General features: G+C 66.6%; 22 protein-coding genes and 1 pseudogene. 20 read left to right on the forward strand and 3 right to left on the reverse strand.

Annotated features, from left to right (window positions below; all coding sequences use genetic code 11):
• The first annotated feature begins 2 nt into the window (after window positions 1–2).
• The 20 genes and pseudogenes from flgG (at window position 3) to ACYVG8_RS07455 (ending at window position 13,158) form a co-directional block, all read left to right on the forward strand.
• Window positions 3–779 carry a flagellar basal-body rod protein FlgG gene (gene flgG / locus ACYVG8_RS07360; RefSeq protein ID WP_460745294.1) on the forward strand — a complete coding sequence of 259 codons (777 nt, stop codon included), beginning with the start codon at window positions 3–5 and terminating at the stop codon, window positions 777–779.
• Between the two features lies 1 nt (window position 780).
• Window positions 781–1,482: a flagellar basal body P-ring formation chaperone FlgA gene (gene flgA, locus ACYVG8_RS07365; RefSeq protein WP_169735641.1), complete on the forward strand. Its 702-nt coding sequence runs from the start codon at window positions 781–783 to the stop codon at window positions 1,480–1,482.
• Window positions 1,483–1,508: 26 nt separating this feature from the next.
• A complete protein-coding gene (locus ACYVG8_RS07370) occupies window positions 1,509–2,609 on the forward strand; it encodes a flagellar basal body P-ring protein FlgI (RefSeq protein ID WP_460745295.1) in 1,101 nt (366 codons plus the stop codon).
• Between the two features lie 27 nt (window positions 2,610–2,636).
• Window positions 2,637–2,936, forward strand: coding sequence for a flagellar basal body rod protein FlgB (locus ACYVG8_RS07375; protein WP_315385016.1), 300 nt, complete (start codon window positions 2,637–2,639; stop codon window positions 2,934–2,936).
• Window positions 2,937–2,974: 38 nt separating this feature from the next.
• Window positions 2,975–3,373, forward strand: a complete 399-nt coding sequence (locus ACYVG8_RS07380; RefSeq protein ID WP_460745296.1) for a flagellar basal body rod protein FlgC — start codon at window positions 2,975–2,977, stop codon at window positions 3,371–3,373.
• Entirely contained in the window at window positions 3,373–3,657 is a 285-nt protein-coding gene (locus tag ACYVG8_RS07385) for a flagellar hook-basal body complex protein FliE (protein ID WP_460745297.1), read from the forward strand. Before ACYVG8_RS07380 ends, ACYVG8_RS07385 begins: the two co-directional genes overlap by 1 nt.
• A 39-nt stretch (window positions 3,658–3,696) precedes the next feature.
• Window positions 3,697–5,085, forward strand: a complete 1,389-nt coding sequence (gene fliF, locus ACYVG8_RS07390; RefSeq protein ID WP_460745298.1) for a flagellar basal-body MS-ring/collar protein FliF — start codon at window positions 3,697–3,699, stop codon at window positions 5,083–5,085.
• Entirely contained in the window at window positions 5,082–5,606 is a 525-nt protein-coding gene (locus ACYVG8_RS07395; protein WP_460745299.1) for a hypothetical protein, read from the forward strand. Before fliF ends, ACYVG8_RS07395 begins: the two co-directional genes overlap by 4 nt.
• A 1-nt stretch (window position 5,607) precedes the next feature.
• Entirely contained in the window at window positions 5,608–6,270 is a 663-nt protein-coding gene (locus ACYVG8_RS07400; RefSeq protein ID WP_460745300.1) for a FliH/SctL family protein, read from the forward strand.
• Window positions 6,267–7,589: a FliI/YscN family ATPase gene (locus tag ACYVG8_RS07405; protein ID WP_460745301.1), complete on the forward strand. Its 1,323-nt coding sequence runs from the start codon at window positions 6,267–6,269 to the stop codon at window positions 7,587–7,589. The genes ACYVG8_RS07400 and ACYVG8_RS07405 overlap by 4 nt, the downstream gene beginning before the upstream one ends.
• Window positions 7,586–8,020, forward strand: a complete 435-nt coding sequence (locus ACYVG8_RS07410) for a hypothetical protein (protein WP_460745302.1) — start codon at window positions 7,586–7,588, stop codon at window positions 8,018–8,020. The genes ACYVG8_RS07405 and ACYVG8_RS07410 overlap by 4 nt, the downstream gene beginning before the upstream one ends.
• On the forward strand, window positions 8,017–8,706 hold the full coding sequence (locus ACYVG8_RS07415) for a hypothetical protein (RefSeq protein WP_460745303.1): 690 nt from the start codon (window positions 8,017–8,019) through the stop codon (window positions 8,704–8,706). The genes ACYVG8_RS07410 and ACYVG8_RS07415 overlap by 4 nt, the downstream gene beginning before the upstream one ends.
• Window positions 8,707–8,730: 24 nt before the next feature.
• The gene (locus ACYVG8_RS07420) at window positions 8,731–9,135 is read left to right on the forward strand and encodes a flagellar hook assembly protein FlgD (RefSeq protein WP_028499091.1); all 405 of its coding nucleotides are present in this window, start codon (window positions 8,731–8,733) and stop codon (window positions 9,133–9,135) included.
• 5 nt (window positions 9,136–9,140) lie between these two features.
• Complete coding sequence (locus ACYVG8_RS07425) at window positions 9,141–9,944, forward strand: flagellar hook-basal body complex protein (RefSeq protein WP_460745304.1); 804 nt, start codon at window positions 9,141–9,143, stop codon at window positions 9,942–9,944.
• A 12-nt stretch (window positions 9,945–9,956) separates the two neighbouring features.
• Window positions 9,957–10,325: pseudogene (locus ACYVG8_RS07430) on the forward strand (flagellar hook-basal body complex protein); the annotation flags it as partial.
• Complete coding sequence (locus tag ACYVG8_RS07435) at window positions 10,322–11,077, forward strand: FliM/FliN family flagellar motor switch protein (RefSeq protein ID WP_460745305.1); 756 nt, start codon at window positions 10,322–10,324, stop codon at window positions 11,075–11,077. The pseudogene ACYVG8_RS07430 and the gene ACYVG8_RS07435, both read left to right, overlap by 4 nt.
• On the forward strand, window positions 11,074–11,388 hold the full coding sequence (locus ACYVG8_RS07440; protein ID WP_051528815.1) for a FliM/FliN family flagellar motor switch protein: 315 nt from the start codon (window positions 11,074–11,076) through the stop codon (window positions 11,386–11,388). Before ACYVG8_RS07435 ends, ACYVG8_RS07440 begins: the two co-directional genes overlap by 4 nt.
• Window positions 11,360–11,713 (forward strand): hypothetical protein, encoded by a 354-nt coding sequence (locus tag ACYVG8_RS07445; RefSeq protein WP_159076051.1) that lies wholly within the window; start codon window positions 11,360–11,362, stop codon window positions 11,711–11,713. The genes ACYVG8_RS07440 and ACYVG8_RS07445 overlap by 29 nt, the downstream gene beginning before the upstream one ends.
• Window positions 11,704–12,438, forward strand: a complete 735-nt coding sequence (locus ACYVG8_RS07450) for a flagellar type III secretion system pore protein FliP (protein WP_051528816.1) — start codon at window positions 11,704–11,706, stop codon at window positions 12,436–12,438. The genes ACYVG8_RS07445 and ACYVG8_RS07450 overlap by 10 nt, the downstream gene beginning before the upstream one ends.
• A gap of 45 nt (window positions 12,439–12,483) precedes the next feature.
• A complete protein-coding gene (locus ACYVG8_RS07455; RefSeq protein WP_169735644.1) occupies window positions 12,484–13,158 on the forward strand; it encodes a sigma-70 family RNA polymerase sigma factor in 675 nt (224 codons plus the stop codon).
• Between the two features lie 5 nt (window positions 13,159–13,163).
• Here ACYVG8_RS07455 and ACYVG8_RS07460 read toward each other — a convergent pair whose 3' ends face one another.
• From ACYVG8_RS07460 to nosP, 3 genes are read right to left on the reverse strand one after another with little or no spacing between them, the layout of a single operon-like run.
• Window positions 13,164–14,480 carry a response regulator c-di-GMP phosphodiesterase, NosR family gene (locus ACYVG8_RS07460; RefSeq protein ID WP_028499097.1) on the reverse strand — a complete coding sequence of 439 codons (1,317 nt, stop codon included), beginning with the start codon at window positions 14,478–14,480 and terminating at the stop codon, window positions 13,164–13,166.
• Between the two features lie 42 nt (window positions 14,481–14,522).
• Window positions 14,523–15,698 (reverse strand): ATP-binding protein, encoded by a 1,176-nt coding sequence (locus ACYVG8_RS07465; RefSeq protein WP_199489816.1) that lies wholly within the window; start codon window positions 15,696–15,698, stop codon window positions 14,523–14,525.
• On the reverse strand, window positions 15,691–16,848 hold the full coding sequence (nosP, locus tag ACYVG8_RS07470; protein ID WP_107889811.1) for a nitric oxide-sensing protein NosP: 1,158 nt from the start codon (window positions 16,846–16,848) through the stop codon (window positions 15,691–15,693). Before nosP ends, ACYVG8_RS07465 begins: the two co-directional genes overlap by 8 nt.
• Between the last annotated feature and the right edge of the window lie 9 nt (window positions 16,849–16,857).

Consider the following 16,857-nt stretch of genomic DNA (forward strand, 5'->3'; position numbering starts at 1 on the left):
CAATGATGGATGCACTGTATATCGGCTCGACCGGCATGGCTGCCCAGCAGACGGGGCTGGAAACCATCGCCAACAATCTGGCCAACATGAACACCCCGACGTTCAAGCGGGCCCGGGTGGCATTCAGTGATCTGGTTTATCGCGATCGTGGTCTGTCCCATGCCCTGCCGGGGGCTGCGGGCGTTCATGTCGGGTCCGGAGCGCGCGTCGGTGCGGTCGACACGGTGTTCAGCCAGGGCGATCTGCGCAGTACCGATTCAGCATTCGATGTGGCCATTGATGGCGCAGGCCTGATCGAGGTATTGCAGGCGGATGGCAGCGCTGCCTACAGCCGGGGCGGATCACTGCGGGTCAATGCGGACGGTCTGCTGGCCCTGGGCAACGGGCTGCCATTGCAGCCGCCGATCATGGTTCCGTCCGGTGCGGAGGCGTTCCGGATTGAACGGGACGGTACCGTGTCGGTGCACCTGGCCGGCGAGGCGGCACCGGTCGAGGTCGGGCGGATCGAGCTGGCGCTGTTCAATGGCATGGAGGCACTTCGTCCGCTGGGCGAGAACCTGCATGCCGCGACGTCGCTGTCCGGCGAACCCTGGTTTGCACGTCCGGGCGAGGATGGGCGGGGCACGCTGGCACAGCGTTTCCTTGAGGGGGCCAATGTGCGCATGGCGGATGAGCTGGTCAGCCTGATGCTGGCGCAGCGTGCCTTCGAGGCCAATGCAAAGATCATCCAGGCTTCGGATGACATGCTGGCCATCAGCAACAACCTGCGGCGAGGCTGACGTGCGTACATCGTTGCCCCGACTCCACGGCCTGCTGTGCGCGATCGCACCGGTCCTTGCCGTCCCGTCCCAGGGGGCCGGTACAACACTGCCGGACGCTGCGCGAGAGGCCCTGGCCGCCACATTGACCTCTCAATGCGAACACCACCGTACCCGCCTGCTGCGCTACCCGGGCACATCCGGCGGTGCGCTGCCTGCCGGTCACGAATTGCGGGTCCAGCTGACCGGGCCGGGGAGCCGCCGGCGGCAGTCGGTTCGGGTTGATGTGCTGGATGGTGAAACGCTGCATCACCGCGCGACCGTGGTCTTTGCCGTCAACTGCTGGCGGACGGCATACCGGACTCTCCGCGAAATTCCGCGCGGGGAGGCGCTGAGCCAGACCAATACCGAACCATGGCGGGTCAATACGACTGGCTGGCGCATTTCGCGACCCCCGTTATCCGGCGTCGCCGGGCTTGCCGCCAGGCGGACTCTGCCGGCCGGACTGCTGCTGGGCACGGCGGACACGATGCCGGTGCCTCTGGTTCGCCGGCACGACCGGGTCTGGCTGCAGGCCGTCAGCGGTGCCGTGGCTGTTGCCGTGCCGGGCCGGGCGCTGGCCGATGCCGGCCCGGGGGAAAGCGTACTTGTCCGGCCATTGCAGGGTACCGGCCCCGTGCGTGCCCGGGTGACCGGTGCCGGCCGGCTGGAAGCCGGGCGATGAACCGGCTGCCGCGCGGTCGTTGTTTCATGACCACTTGCGTTCTGTCGCTGGTGTTGGCCTGCGGCGGGGCGATGGCGGGGCAGCGCATCAAGGATCTTGCGCGTTTCGATGGCTGGCGGGACAACCCGCTGATCGGATTCGGACTGGTGACCGGACTGGCGGGCAGCGGGGATTCGTCGCGCAGCCAGATGACCCGGCAGACCCTGGCCAATCTGCTCAATCAGTTCGACGTCCGGCTGGTCAGCGGGCAGATCAGCAGCCGCAATGTCGCAGCCGTCATGGTGGCAGCCACGTTGCCGCCACTGACCGAGCCGGGCAACCGGATGGACGTGACGGTGACGGCCATCGGTGACGCACGCAGTCTGGTTGGCGGCACGCTGTTGCTGACGGCGCTGAAGGGCAGTGACGGCCAGGTGTACTCGCTGGCGCAGGGGCCGGTATCGGTCGGGGGCTATCGCTATGACGGCAACGGCAATGTCGTGCAGAAAAATCACCCCACGGTCGGCCGTGTTGCCGGAGGCGGCATCGTCGAGCGTGCCGTACCTGCCAGCATCGTCAGCGACGAGGGAGTGTTCCTGCTGCTGAACACGCCGGATTTCACCACCTCGAACCGCATTGCCGCGGCGATCAACCGGGGGATTGGCGGGAATCCGGCGACCGCTGTCGGTGCAAACCGGGTGCAGGTCCGGGTTGAGGCGCGGGCACAGGCAGCCGTCATGGCCCTGCTGTCCCGCATCGAGGGCATCGAGGTCGAACCCGACGAGCGTGCGCGCGTGGTGGTGAACGAGCGGACCGGTACGGTGGTCGCGGGTGGCAACGTGATGCTGTCTCCGGTCACGGTCATGCATGGTGAACTGCAGGTCTCCATCTCCAGCGACTACCAGGTGTCACCGGTGACAGGCGAGGCCTTTCCGTTTCAGCGGCCTGTGGACGCCATCATCGTGCCCCGTACCCGGATTGCCGTCGACGAACGACAGACCGCCGGCGTGACGCTGCCTGGCAAGTCGACGATCGCCGACCTGGTGATGGCACTGAACCGGATCCAGGCCAGTCCCCGTGACGTGATCGCCGTGCTGCAGGCCATTCGCGCGGCGGGGGCGCTGCATGCCGAGCTGCTCGTTCAATGACCGGGGGAGGAACACATGAATGTGGTGATGACGGCCCTTGATGGCCTGGCGCTGCGCCAGCAGGTGATCGCCCGCAATCTGGCCCACCGGGACACCCCGGGACACGTGGCGCTGCAGGTGGATTTCGAGCAGGCACTGCGCGACGCACAGGGCGCGGACCGGGGCGATGGCGTGGTCCGGATTCGCAAGGCCGGTCCTGGCGAAGGGGGGCTGAACCGGCAGGTGGCGCTGCTCGGCGACACCGTGCTGCGTTACCAGGCGTTGCTGAAGGGGGTGAACCGGCAACTGGTCATGCTGCAACTGGCGATTTCGGACGGGAGACGTTGATGGGGGTATGGCAATCAATGGCAATCAGCGAGAGCGGGATGCGGATCGAACAGCTCAGGGCCGAAACGGCCGCGCGAAATATTGCCCGGGCCAATGTGCCGCTGGCTGCTGGCGTCACGCCGCGCGGGCCACTGCGGGTGGTGGCCCGCGCGGACGGCCTGGCATTCGGGCGGCTGCTGCAGGCTGAGCGTCAAGGCATGGCGGACGGTTTGGTGCGGGGGCAGGTTGTCGAATCGGCGGATCGCGGCCCCCGGCGGGTTCTCGATCCGGGCCACCCGCTGGCGGATGAGCATGGCTTTGTCGCCTATCCGGGTATCCGGACACTGGATGAAATGTTTGTGCTGACACTGGCGACCCGCGCCTACGAAGCCAATGTCGTCGCATTCAATGCGGCACGGACGATGGCGCTCCGGGCGCTGGATATCGGGGGGCGCTGATGGAGGCCGTCGCGGGTGTGACAGGCGGGGCCGCTGTGGCCGGTCCGGGCGCGGTACGGCAAGGCATGGCGCCGGCAGGCGGATTTGAACGGGCACTGGCCCGGCTGGAACAGTCCGAGCATCGGGCCGCCGGCCTGCTGTCGCGGATGGCCAGCGGGGAAGGAGGCAACCTGCACCGGGTCATGCTGGAAATGGAAGCCGTGCGCATGCAGTTCGAGTTGCTGATGCAGGTACGCAACCGCTTGCTGGATGCCTATCAGGAAGTCATGCGCATGCAGGTCTGACGCACAGGAATCGCGTCGCAACGAAAACAGGGGATGACGATGACCGGTTTTTTCTCTTTGCACGGGCAGGGTGCGATACGGCTGGCGCTCTGCGTGGCCGGGGGGGCGGTACTGCTTGCCGCGCTGTTCTGGTGGATGACCCGCCCCGACTTTCAGGTGCTGTTTACCGAGCTGGAGCCTGCTGACGCGTCGGCGGTGGTTGAGGCGCTGGAGAAACGCAAGGTGCCTTACCAGCTTGCGGATCAGGGACGCAGCGTGCTGGTGGATCGTGACGTGCTGTACCCGATGCGAATGAAGCTGCTGGGTGACGGGCTGGATCTGAAAGGGACGGTCGGGCTGGAGCTGTTCAGCCAGACCGAATACGGAATGACCGAGTTTTCGCAGAAGATCAATTACCTGCGTGCCTTGCAGGGGGAACTGGCCCGGACCGTGATGGGTTTTGACGAGGTGCGTCGTGCCCGCGTTCACCTGGCGCTGACAGACAGCAGCGCACTGCGCCGGCGCGGACCGGGTGCCAAGGCGTCGGTCTGGGTCACGCTGACCGAGGGCCGGGCACTGCAGCGCGAGCAGGTATCAGGCATCCAGCGCCTGGTGGCTTCCGCGGTTCCGGCCCTGTCGCCGTCGGCGGTCACCGTGCTCGATCACCGGGGCGTGGCGCTGTCGTTGCGGGCCAGCGATGACGACGGCGTGGTTGCCGAGGATGTGCGTCTGCAATGGAAAAAGGATATCGAAACCCATCTGGCGCAAAAGGCGGCCGGGATTCTGGATGCCACGCTGGGGCCGGAGCGGGCGACGGTCGCTGTCGACGTGGCGCTGGACCCGTCCGCTGTCCGGCTGACGCGCGAGTCGGTCCTGGGCACTGCCGCTGATGGCGGCGGCAGTGGCGTGCTGGTGCGCAAGCGCGAGCGCCGACTGGCCGGAGAAAATCCCGTCCCCGGGCCGGATGGAGCAAGTGTCGGCGCCTCCCCGTCGAGTGACAGTGTCGAGGCCGAATACCTTGCCGGACGCGAAGTCCGGCAGACGGTGCTTGGCAGTGGGGCCATTCGCCGTATCGGTGTGGGAGTGGTACTGCGGGAAGCGCTGCCGGATGACGGACTCGCACGTCTGCGCGACGTCATCAGCCTTGCGGTCGGGCTGGATACGGACCGGGGTGATGGCATTGCCTTCACCCAGGTCGGGGCGGCACTGGCGCTTCCGGCCGGGCATGATGAGCCGGCGGCGGTACCACACGACATCCCGCCGCCTGCGCCGCTGTGGCTGCCGGTCTTGCTGCTGCCGGTCGTGGCCTGCATGCTGGTGTCGCTATGGCGACGGCGTGCCAGGCACCGTCTGCCTCCGGTGTCGCTGAGCGAGCATGAACGCGCGCGCCTGCTGATACAGGTACGACGCTGGCTGTCAGTGGGCGATGAAGGGAAAACCGCGTCATGAATCAGACCGCGGAGACACGACCACTGCGGGCTGCGCTGGCCGTTTCGGCCTTGTCGTCCGGAGACCGCGCCTGGCTGGCCGGGCAACTTACGCCTGACGAGAGGCTGCGGCTGGATGCCGTGCTGGGCGACCTGAAGGACCAGTCCCTGCCGGCGCTGGCGCAGGTTGTCGATGCCGCGCTCACGCCGGGACAGGAGCGGATCTGGCTGGCGCAACGGCTGCCGGCTCTGGCGGCACGTCTGGCCCTGGCGCCTGAAGCACTGTGGCCGCGACTGGGGGCGGTGCTGGGCACGGGACTCCGCCAGCTGGTACTGCAGTATCGCGCATCGGACGGGACCGCGGCGGCGGCCCGACCCGACCCGCTGGCTGCAAGCTGGACTGCCTTGCCCGGCCGGGGGGCGCCGGCCCTCGACCATTTCCTGCTGCAGTCGCTGGTTGACGAGGTCGGACGACACCCGCTCGCCGCGTCGCCGCCGGAAGGCAGGCGGCAAGCATGGTGGCCGTGGCGGCGGAGGGGCTGACATGGGACAGCTGATCCGTTACCCGCTTGCGCAGGACGCCGGGGCTGTGGTCGGCATGCGCCGGGCCGGTTCCGCGCACGATACCGTGTCCCTGCACGACCGGTCGGAGCCGGCGGGACCACCGGCTCCGGACCCTGTCGAACTGGCGGTACGCCGCACCGAAGCGCAGGCCGAGGCAGCACGGCAACAGGCGTTCCATGATGGCTACCGGGCCGGTTTCCTCCAGGGCGAACTGGACGGGGAACGGGAAGGGGCGCCGTTGCGGGCGCGGCTGCAGGACTTGCTGGCCGCGCTGCCCGGGCAACAGCAGCAGGCATGGGACCGGGTCGAGGCACTGGCCGTACCCGTGGTCATGGCGGCACTGGTCAGGCTGGTCGGCTCGCTGTCGGTGTCGACGGAATTTGTTCGCGCGAGTGTTTGCGAGGCGCTGGCGCAGGTTGGTCGCGACGAGGACTGCGTGCTTCACCTGCATCCGGCGGATCTGGACGCGCTGCAGCGGACGCTTGAACCGATGCTGGCCGATCGGCCGCGCCTTGGCCTGCAGGCCGATCCCGGCGTGACCGGGGGAGGATGCGTGATTGGCACCGCGCGCGGCGATATCGATGCGCAGTGGACGGTCCAGCTCGCTCGTCTTGGCATGGCGCTGGCGGGGAGGGCGGCATGACGGATGTCTCGACGCTCTTGCTCGAACGTGTGGCGGCCGCCCGTCTGACCGAACATGTCGGTCATGTCGTTCGTCAGATCGGGTTGCTGGTCGAGGCAACCGGGCCTGCCTGCGCCGGTGTCGGTGATCTCTGCCAGATCGGCCTGCCGGGGCGGACATTGCCGGCCGAGGTGGTCGGACTGGATGGGGTCCGCCTGCTGTTGCTGCCATACGGAGAGACCGGTGGCTTGCGTGCCGGCAGCCGGGTGACCGCCTGCGACCGGCCGCTGTCGGTCGACCTGGGGCCAGCCCTGCTGGGCCGGGTGGTCGATGCGTTCTGCCAGCCGCTGGACGGCAAGGGCGATATCGCTGGTGGCGAGCGCCGTCCGATACGCCGCCGGCCTGCCGGTCCGCTGGCCCGCCGGGGCATCGACACCGTCCTGGAAACCCGGGTCCGCGCCATTGATACCCTGCTGACACTGGGTTACGGACAGCGGATGGCGATCATGGCCGGCAGCGGGGTCGGCAAGAGCACGCTGCTCGGCATGCTGTCCCGCCATTGCGTGGCCGATGTGATCGTCGTTGCATTGATTGGCGAGCGCGGGCGAGAAGTGCTCGAGTTCGTTGAAAACCGCCCGGGTGCGGACGGCATGCGCAATGTGGTGATGGTGGTGGCAACGGCCGACGAGCCGGCGCTGGTGCGCGAGGCGGCGGCCCTGACCGCGATGACCATCGGCGAGTTCTTCAGCGACAGTGGCCAGGCGGTGCTGCTGATTGTCGACTCGCTGACCCGCTACGCGATGGCCCGGCGCGAGATCGGACTGGCCACCGGCGAGCCGGCGACGTCGCGCGGCTATACGCCGTCAGTCTTCTCGTCGCTGGCGTGCCTGCTGGAGCGCTGCGGTGCCTGGGTGGGGGGCGGATCGATGACCGGTCTGTTTACGGTGCTGGTCGAGGGCGACGATGTCGATGACCCGATTGCGGACAGTGTGCGCGGCATTGCCGATGGTCACATCGTGCTGTCGCGCGAGCTGGCGCAGCGCGGGCACTATCCGGCCATTGACGTGCTTGCCAGCGTCAGCCGGCTGGCATCCGGTCTGGTGGATGACGGCGCGCAGGCGCTGATGTGCGCTTGCCGGCAGGCACTGGGCCTGCTGGCGCTGAATCAGGACGTGCTGGCACTGGGGGCCTATCGCGAAGGCAGTCAGCCGGCGCTGGATGCCGCGATCCGGGTCCGGCCGGCCCTGGATCGTTTTCTGCAGCAGGCGACCGGCGAGGTCTGCGCCCGGGATACGGCGCTGGCGGCGCTGGGCGTCGCGCTGGACGGAGGCCGGCCATGAGTCTGACGGGCTATCCGTTCGACGGTTGCCTGATCCGCTGCCGGGTTGCTCGTCAGCAGGCGGGTGTCGCCCTGGCGCAAGCCAGGGCCTGCGTGGAGGCACTGCAGCGGCAGTCGGCTGCACTGCAGGCGGAGATCCGCGACTGCGAAGCGGTGTGGGCCGGGTCGGGGGGTATCCAGGCATCGGCCCGGCGCTTTGTGACAGAGCGCTGGCAGGCATGGCGGCAGTACCAGTCCCTGCTGGCCGAGGCGGAAGACCGGCTGGAGGAGGCCTCCGGGGCCGCTTTCGACGCACACCGGCAGCAACGTCGGTTCGAGATGCACCGGGACCGGTTTCTGGCACAGGCGCACTGGCGAAAATGCCGCGCCGGCTATCGATGCCAGGATGATGCCGCGCTGGAGATCTGGCGACGGAAAGGGGGGAGCCGATGATTGATGTCACGCCGGACCGGCCTCCGCCCTTGCCCGTCAGCCGATACGGCACGGCGCCATCGCGGCTGGCCGGCAGGCAGTGGGCACAGCGTTTTGACGCCGAGCTGGCTGCGGCGACCCGCTGCCGGGCGGTCGGCACGACCAGCGGCACGGCTGCCGGGCTGCTGCCCGAAGCCCGTACAGGCCAGAGGCATGCATTGCCGGTGGGGGACGAGCGACCCGGCCTGCGCAAACTGCCGGCAGGGCCCCCCGACCGGGCTCTTCCGCCCGGCACGATCCGGCAGGTCGGGGTTGCCGCAGGCGGGGCGGCGGCCAGCGGCCGGCCGCTGGTGCTGCCCGCCGCTGGCGGATGCCCGGCACGGGCCCACGGCTGCGGGGCATCGCTGGTGGACGGGGCGAACCGCTGTGGCGGCGGGGGCGCGATCCGCCGGTTTCATTCCGTCTTCCGCCCGTTTCAGGTCACGGTATTTGTCCACGACGGGGTCGCGCGGGCCTGGGTCAGGGACAGCCGGCTGAATGGCGCCAGCGCCATGGCTGTTGCCGACGCACTTGGTGATGCCCTGCGCCGGGATGGCATCGAACTGGTCGGGGTGGTGGTCAACGGGGTAAGGCTGGAGCGGGTGCCGGGCACGACAACCGTGCCCGGTGATATCGACATTCAGGGTCGCGTGGCGTGGCTGGCGTGACGGCAAACCATGGAGCAACTGCTGATGACAAGTGATGGACTGGGCCTGGTGCCGACCGACAGTGCCGGACCGGTGCGCGGGCTGACCCAGGCGGATTTCCTGCGCATTCTTTCCACCCAGCTGACCTTTCAGGACCCGATGAAGCCCATGGACAGCACCCGGTTCATGGCGCAGATGGCGCAGTTCTCGGCGCTGGAGCAAAGCCGTCAGTCCAATGACAGGCTGGATACCCTGCTGGCGTTCCAGTCGGCGCAGCAGTCGCTGGGGCTGATTGGCCGGACGGTGGAAGTGTCGCAGGCCTCGGGCACGCTGACCGGGCAGGTCACGACCCTGTCGTTCGCCGCCGGCCGCCCCGCGCTGACGGTGAAGACTGTCGAGGGCGAGTGGCTGAGCGGTCTGTCCCTGTCACGGATTACCGTGGTGAGGTAACGCCAATGCTGACCACGATTCATACCGGGCTTAGCGGGCTGCGGAGTTTTCAGCGCGGGCTGGCGAATATCGGCCACAACATCGCCAATCTGAACTCGCCGGGCTACAAGAAGACCACGCTGGGCTATGCCGAACTGATGTCACGCCGGGACATGGGCGTCAGCGGCGGCGGCGTCCGGATTGCTGCCGTCGAGAGCCACTTTGGTCAGGGCGAGCTGCGGGCGACTGCCAACCCGCTTGATGTGGCGGTGGAGGGGGACGGTTTCCTGGTGTCGCGGCTGCGCGGCGAGTCACATTACTTCCGGACCGGCGAGCTGGATGTCGATCGTGACGGGCGGCTGATCCGGCGTACCGACCGTTCACAGGTGCAGGGCCTGGATGCGCACGGCCGGCTGGTCGACCTGTCACTGGCCGGGTTGCGTGTCCGGGCCGGCAGACCGACCGGGCTGCTGCGCTTCAGCGGCAATCTGTCGACCGATGCATCAAGCCACCGCATCGAGGTGCCGGTCCATGATCATGCCGGGGCCCGGCGCGAGCTGACCCTTCATTTCCGGCGGGATGGCGCGATGCCGCCGGGGCAGTGGCGGCTGGATATCAGCGAGGGCGCCACCGGTCATGCATCGGGCGGTGGTGATCTGCGCTTCGATGCCGCCGGTTCGCCGCTGGCCGGCTCCGGCGAACTGTCCATTGCGCTGACGGCCGCCAGCGGCGGCGTATCGCGGGTTCGCCTCGACTTTGGTCGCCCCGGGACCTTGTCCGGCGTCACTCACCTGTCCGGTGGCTCGACATCGACGCTGAAACTGGAATAGCAGGACGGTTACCCGCCGGGCAGCCTGACCCGGATGACGGTTGATGCCCGGGGGCGGGTGCAGGCCCATTACACGAATGGCCAGACCGCGGATGGAGGGCAGCTTGCGCTGGCCTGGTTCGAGCGCCCCGCACAGCAGCTGCTGCGCGCCGGCGCCGGAGCCTGGCTGTCGGCCGGGGCGCCGCCAGCCCGTATTGGCGCACCGGCCGGGGACGTGTTTGGCCGCATCGCCGGCGGGATGCTGGAAATGTCCAACGTCGAGCTGGCGACCGAATTCAGCGAGCTGATCGTCAGCCAGCGCGGTTATCAGGCCGCGTCGCAGCTGGTGGCGGCGGCCAATGAAATGCTGCAGCAGGCACTGGAAATACGGGGGCGTCGGTGAGCGGCGTACAGGACTATCGGCTGTATGCCGGGTCCGAGTTGCGTCTGCTGGAACGGTCGCTGGAAACGCCGCTGCAGGCGTGGGGTGACGCGTGGGCAGGCATGCCCGGTGAATTCGCGCTTGCTGCCCGGGCCGTCGGCCGGGGCGAACGCGAAAGCCCGGCCGTGTTCCACCCCTTCACCGGACAGGGCCACGCCGGGGCCCTGCACGCCCCTGACGACCCCGCCGGTGTGTGGCTGGCATGGCAGTGTTTCGGCTGCGCGGTGGCGGCGTTGCCTGCAGGCAACCGGCTGGTCGACGCGACGCTGGGCGCCGCGCTGCAGGCCCTGTGCCGTGGACTGGCCGTTACCCCGGACCGCCTGGCGATTGCCGACGGTCAGGATCGGTCCGGGGCCGTGCTGTTGACGATCGACCGGGCAGGGCACTCGCTTGACGTGCTGTTGCCGGCTGCCTGCGTTGCCAGCCATCTGCCGGCCAGGCAGCCGGCAAGCGACGTGTTGCCGCCACTGCTGTTGAGCCAGGCCCGGCTGGCGAATCCGGTGGTGCTGGAAGTGACCGCCCGCTCGGCCTCGTTTTCGGTCGAGGAACTGATGACGGCCAGTGCGGGCGACATATTGCGGCTCGATCACCGGGGCGACGATCCGTTCGACATCCGGCTGGCGGGAGGCGGGGTCGTCGGGCAGGGGCTGCTGGGCCGCAAGCACGACCGGCTGGCAGTCAAATTTCTACCATTACGACAAGAGGCCAGATGAACAAGGACATTCGTCGCTCCGTGCTGATGGAGCTGGAGTCGGACGCCGGCAGCGGAGAGTCGCTGCTGGCCGGCCGGCTGGGGCTGCTGGGGGATCTGAAGGTGGATCTGGATGCGCGGGTCGGGTCGGTGCGCCTGAGCCTGTCCGCGCTGGGCGGGTTGAAGGCGGGAGAGGTGGTGACGCTGGACAGCCAGCCGGACGGATCGGTCGACATGCTGCTCAATGGCACGGTGGTCGCCCGCGGACGGCTGGTGGTGGTGAATGACTTTCTGGGAGTCCAGGTTGAAACCCTCTCGTCACTGCGGCCCTGAGCGGGTCGGGCTGGTGCTGCCGTGCGCCGTCCTGGCCGGGCCGTGCTTCGGTGAGCCGTCTGCCGGGCGGGTTCCGGCTGCAGGCATGATGCCGGACCTGCAGGGGCCGTACCTGATTCTGTCGGGGCTGCTGCTGGCAGGGGCTGCGGTGTGCTGGTTCAGGCGACGCCAGCAGCGCTTGCCGGCCGGTGCGGGGCAGGCACTGACCATTACCCACCGTTGCCGCCTGTCAGGCAAGGCAACCCTGTACGTGGTCCGCTACCGGACGCGCGAGATGATCATCGTCGAACACGAGCATGGCGTGACGGAGATCGGATGCGGATAAGATCGCTGCCCCTCTGGCTGCTGTGCCAGGCGCTGCCCTGCCATGCGCAGGACAGCCTCGGCGAGGCATTGCCGCTGCTGCTTGGCGGTGAAAACGGTGCGCGCGCGGTGGCGATTGCCGTCGCGCTGGCACTGATGGTGCTGATTCCCGGGCTGCTGCTGGTGATGACCTGCTTTACCCGCATCATCATTGTCCTGTCGATGCTGCGGCATGCGATGGGCATGCCTGACACGCCCCCCAACGGCGTGCTGATCCTGCTGGCCGCCTTTCTGACCCTGCTGTCCATGGGAGATACCTTTGCCCGGCTGGAGCGCGAAGTGGCCGTGCCATTGCTGGCGCAACAGCTCGATACCGCGCAGGCACTGGGACGGGCGGGCGAGGTCATGAAAGACTACATGCTGGCCCGCACCCGCGAGCAGGATCTGGATGCGGTGCTGGCGCTGTCCGGCAAGACGGAACCGCATGCCGCAACGGCATCGCCGGCGCTGGTTCATCTGGCACCGGCCTTTCTGCTCGGAGAGCTGAGGCTGGCTTTCCAGATCGGCTTTGTCGTGTTCCTGCCGTTTCTGCTGGTCGACATCATCATTGCCGGCATCCTGATGTCGCTGGGCATGATGATGGTGCCGCCAGTGATCATTTCGCTGCCGATCAAGGTCCTGATGTTCGTCTCGATCGATGGCTGGCTACTGCTGGTCCGCGTGCTGTTGTCGGACAGCACCTGGTAAGGCATGACTGGCCGGCGGGACGACCGGTCATGGGCGGATGTTCCGGTGGCGCTGTGGACCGGATTTTACGCCAGCGGCGACAGCACGCTGCGGCGTCGACTGGTTGAACACTATCTGCCCTGGGTCCGGATTCTGGCCGCTGGTGCCTATGCCCGCCAGTTCATGCCGTCGCTGGCATTCATGGACTTCTATCAGAGCGGCGTGGCCGGCCTGCTGGAAGCGGTCGATCGTTTCGATCCCGGTCGGGGCGTGGATTTCAAGACCTTTGCCACCCGCCGTATCCACGGCGAAATGGCCAATGCCATCACGCAGGCGACCGAGGCGGACCGGCAGTACCGGGTCCGGCAGCGGTATCTGCAATCACCCGCTGTCATTCCGGACGCAGAGAGGCCGTTTGCGCAACTGATGTCCCGTTCCATCGGCCTGGCCATCGCCTACATGCTGGAAGGGACCGGCATGTATCTGGCCTCCGGGGCGGACGACGAGGCGCGGGCACCACCTGCGGCCTGCCTGCAGCAGCAATGGCGCACGTTGCTGCTGGCTGCCATCGGACGGCTGACACCGCAGCAACAGCGGGTCATTCGCCTGCATTATCTGGGGGGCATGCCGTTTGCCGACATTGCCGTTGCCCTTGATCTTTCCGCCGGCCGCGTGGCCCAGTTGCATCGGCAGGCACTGGCGGTGTTGCGCCAGCACCTGCCGGACATCGGGGACCGCTGAAAGCGTCAGGCCCTGACGAAGATATTGAGCTTGCTGCCGGCGCCTTCCTCGAAGTGGCGAATCAGGCGGATCAGGCGATCGTCGAGTACATAGTCCCGTGCCAGCAGCATCACCCCGTTGACGATCAGATCGTGCGCCAGCGTCATGCCCGGTACCAGATCCCGGGAGTACAGTTCGCGCTCTACCACCTCGGAAGGCTGGGCGGCGAGCACGGCCTGCAATGCATCGAGCACGGCGCCGTCATAGCGCGACTCGCGGCTGGCTTCCAGCTGCTTCAGCGCGGCGCGGGCATCCATGCGCTGCCCGGTGACGATGCCGGCCTGCAGCGCCTGGAAATCGGCCGCCACGCCGAGGATGCGCGAACCAATGGCAATCTGGTCGCCTTTCAGGCGGTCCGGTACGCCGAGGCCATCCATGCGCTCATGCTGGTTGCGAATCAGCTGGGCCGGGACCTGCAGCTGCTCGGATGCCATCAGTGCGGCCTGGCTGTTGACCGGGTACTGCTTGTAGGTTTCGAGTTCGGCCGTGCTCATCAGGCTGATCGGTTTGGCCAGCAGCGTGTCGGGGAAGGCGATCTTGCCGATACTGTGCAGCAGGCCGGCAATGAAGATGTCATGAACTTCGGCTTCCGGCAGCATGAGTTGCCGGGCAATGAGCAGGGCGTGGTTGGCCACATTGCGGGACTGGCCGGCAAGGGTGCCACTGCGCATGTCGATCAGCGCCGAGAACATCTTCACCGAGGTCACGAAGCCTTTTTTCAGCCGCTCGTGCGCAAGCTTTACCTCGCTCATCGCCTTTTCCAGCGCCAGGGTCCGTTCGCGGACCTTGTCTTCCAGCGAGGCGTTCAGCATGGTCAGCGCATCGTTCTGCTCGCGCACCTGCTGATCCAGCCGGGCCTTTTCACGCGACAGAAGCTTGATGGTCAGCGCATCTTCGACGATGCGAAGGATGTCCTGGTCTTCCCACGGCTTGGCGATATAGCGGCTGATGCCGGCAACATTGATCGCCTCGATCATCGACTGCATGTCGGCGTAACCGGTCAGCAGAATGCGGGTGATATCCGGCCAGCGCTGCCGGATTGTGGCCAGCAGTGCCGCACCGCTCATGCCCGGCATGCGCATGTCCGATACCACCAGATCCACGCTTTCGGTTTCCAGCACGGCCAGCGCGGCCTCGCCGCCGTCGGCGGTCAGGATCCGGTAGCCATGGGGGCGGAACAGCCGGCGCAGTGAGGACAGGATATTGGCTTCGTCGTCGACGAACAGCAGGGTAAAGCCCTGGGCAGTATTGCCGGGCGCAAGGGAGTCAGGTGAAGTCGTCAAGATGGCAATCCTGTCGGGGCTGGCAGTGAATGAATTGAGTGGTCAGGGTGCGTCCGGCGGCGGGCTGGATGGGTGTGCACGATGAATCGGCAACCAAATAGTGAATGTAGTGCCTTTGCCTTCCGTGCTGGCGACATAGATTTGTCCGCCCAGCTTCTGGACGATGCCATAGGACACGGACAGACCCAGCCCGGTGCCGGCGCCGACCGGTTTGGTGGTGAAGAACGGATCGAAAATGCGCGGCAGCAGTGCGGCAGGAATGCCCTGACCGTTGTCAGCCACCTGGATCCAGATCCGCTCACCTTCACGGCCGGTCCGGAGGTGAATCTCGCCATGCTCCGGCATGGCCTGGGCGGCATTGACCAGCAGGTTCATGACAACCTGGTTCAACTGTGACGGCAGGCATTCCACGCGCGGCAGATCGCCATATTCCTTGATGACGTCGGCCTTGTATTTGATCTCGTTCCAGACCACGTTCAGCGTGCTGTCGAGGCCGGCATGGATATCGGCCGATTCCCATTCGGCATCGCCGACCCGGGAAAAATCACGCAAGTCCTGGACAATGCGGCGCACGCGCCCCGTGCCATCGATCGATTCGGCGATCAGGGCGCCGACATCTTCCTTCAGGTAGTCGAAGTCGGCCTTGACCTTGGCGTTATCGATGCGTGCACGCAGCTCGCTGTCGGCAGGGATATGGCTTTCGGCTGCGACGTAGGCATCCAGCAGTTCAAGCAGGTTGTGGAAATAGCCGTTCAGCGTGCTCAGGTTGGAATTGACGAAGCCGATCGGATTGTTGATCTCGTGGGCGACGCCGGCTGCCAGCTGGCCGATCGATGCCAGCCGTTCGGCCTGCACCACCTGGACCTGTGCATCCTCCAGCCTGGCGATCAGCGCGGCCTGCTTGCCATGCTCGTCCTCCAGCATCTGCTGGACCTGTTTTCTCTCCAGGATTTCCTGCTCCATCTTGCCCTGGGTATGCTTGAGCTTGCGGGTGATCCTTTCATTGCTCTGCAAGGCCGTTTCCAGCTCCCGGGTGCGGATCTGCACGGCATCGTCGAGCATGACCGCGGTCTGGAAGACGCTGAAGTCGGAGTCGTCGCTGCCCATATTGCGTTCGACGCGCCGCATCAGCGCCTGGATGATCTTGTTCAGCCGGGCGATTTCGGTTTCCAGCTCCTGACTGGAACAGGGCCGCGGCAATACGTGACTTTCATACATGGTCTGCCTCCCTGCGACTGCCAATGGCGATGCCGGTAAACGTCTGGTTCACGTGCACCCCGCGGTATTGCTCGCCATAGGTGCTGAAACCGACGGTGTGGTTCCGGTTCAGGATGTCGCCGACGGTGGACTTCAGGTCGCGCTGGGTGATTTCCAGATTGCGCAGGATGCAGTCGCAACCGAGTACCAGCTGCGGCGAGCCGATATCTTGTCCCAGTTCGTCGAAGGCCTGCGTCAGGCTGTCGATCAGGTCGAGCCGGTCCGCCAGCCGCAGCACCAGCCCCTCGTCGATTGCGCAGTAGAAGGTCAGCGTGTCATCGGCATTGGCAGTCTGGATCGAGCGCACGTAACCCGTACCATCAATGATGACCAGAACCGGGTGTGCGGCGAAATGGGCCGGGCACAGTTCGGACGCTTCCACGCCGGTCAGCCGGGCATATTCCGAGGCGGCAGGCCGGCCGTTGATTTCCTTGACCACCCGCCTGGCCGTGTCGACCGACGTCACGACCAGGCGCTTGGTGCTGGGCACAAAGTGCTGGGTCTTGAAGGTGGTGACGGCATACGGTGTGGAAACCAGCATCATCAGTGCGGCGTTGAGGTGGAAACGGCCATTGTGGAACAGCGCCGTTTCCCTGAATTTCAGGTCATCCCCGGCCGAGCCGCCGACCAGCGGGATCTTGCCGAGCGCATTCTGCAGAGCACGGGCAACCCACTCTTCGCGCATTGACAGACCGTCGATCAGCAGGAAGGAAAACTGGCTGGGATGGGGGCCCAGCGACGGGCGGGCTTCCAGCCGCTGCATGACGGAAAAGGTCAGCGAACGTCCCTGCTCGAATTCAAACGACTGCACGTTGTCGATAAAGCCGACTTCGATCGCAAAGCCGGATTTGGGAAAGCTGACGCCACTGAGGCCGTGGGTCAGATAGCCGGCCGGCCCGATTTCGCCGGCCGTCGTGCAACCGATCACGCGAACGCCGGGGAACAGGCGGTTCATTTCTGCGGCGAGCAGATCGAGGTCGTAGTCGCTGGAGCAGAAAAACAGCACCAGTTCCATATCGTCCTGGCGCACGGCGGCATGAAATTCCCTTGCCGCCTCTACCGGATCGGGTGCGCTGGATTGCGCACAACGGACAAGACTGGTCGACTGCATGCGGAAACT

This window comes from Microvirgula curvata (assembly GCF_054781615.1).

Coding starts and splice junctions, on each gene's coding strand:
- flgG (WP_460745294.1), top strand. CDS start 3: ATGATGGATGCACTGTATATCGGCTCGACCGGCATGGCTGCCCAGCAG.
- ACYVG8_RS07370 (WP_460745295.1), top strand. CDS start 1,509: ATGACCACTTGCGTTCTGTCGCTGGTGTTGGCCTGCGGCGGGGCGATG.
- ACYVG8_RS07375 (WP_315385016.1), top strand. CDS start 2,637: ATGACGGCCCTTGATGGCCTGGCGCTGCGCCAGCAGGTGATCGCCCGC.
- ACYVG8_RS07380 (WP_460745296.1), top strand. CDS start 2,975: ATGCGGATCGAACAGCTCAGGGCCGAAACGGCCGCGCGAAATATTGCC.
- ACYVG8_RS07385 (WP_460745297.1), top strand. CDS start 3,373: ATGGAGGCCGTCGCGGGTGTGACAGGCGGGGCCGCTGTGGCCGGTCCG.
- fliF (WP_460745298.1), top strand. CDS start 3,697: ATGACCGGTTTTTTCTCTTTGCACGGGCAGGGTGCGATACGGCTGGCG.
- ACYVG8_RS07395 (WP_460745299.1), top strand. CDS start 5,082: ATGAATCAGACCGCGGAGACACGACCACTGCGGGCTGCGCTGGCCGTT.
- ACYVG8_RS07400 (WP_460745300.1), top strand. CDS start 5,608: ATGGGACAGCTGATCCGTTACCCGCTTGCGCAGGACGCCGGGGCTGTG.
- ACYVG8_RS07405 (WP_460745301.1), top strand. CDS start 6,267: ATGACGGATGTCTCGACGCTCTTGCTCGAACGTGTGGCGGCCGCCCGT.
- ACYVG8_RS07410 (WP_460745302.1), top strand. CDS start 7,586: ATGAGTCTGACGGGCTATCCGTTCGACGGTTGCCTGATCCGCTGCCGG.
- ACYVG8_RS07415 (WP_460745303.1), top strand. CDS start 8,017: ATGATTGATGTCACGCCGGACCGGCCTCCGCCCTTGCCCGTCAGCCGA.
- ACYVG8_RS07420 (WP_028499091.1), top strand. CDS start 8,731: ATGACAAGTGATGGACTGGGCCTGGTGCCGACCGACAGTGCCGGACCG.
- ACYVG8_RS07425 (WP_460745304.1), top strand. CDS start 9,141: ATGCTGACCACGATTCATACCGGGCTTAGCGGGCTGCGGAGTTTTCAG.
- ACYVG8_RS07440 (WP_051528815.1), top strand. CDS start 11,074: ATGAACAAGGACATTCGTCGCTCCGTGCTGATGGAGCTGGAGTCGGAC.
- ACYVG8_RS07450 (WP_051528816.1), top strand. CDS start 11,704: ATGCGGATAAGATCGCTGCCCCTCTGGCTGCTGTGCCAGGCGCTGCCC.
- ACYVG8_RS07465 (WP_199489816.1), bottom strand. CDS start 15,698: ATGTATGAAAGTCACGTATTGCCGCGGCCCTGTTCCAGTCAGGAGCTG.
- nosP (WP_107889811.1), bottom strand. CDS start 16,848: ATGCAGTCGACCAGTCTTGTCCGTTGTGCGCAATCCAGCGCACCCGAT.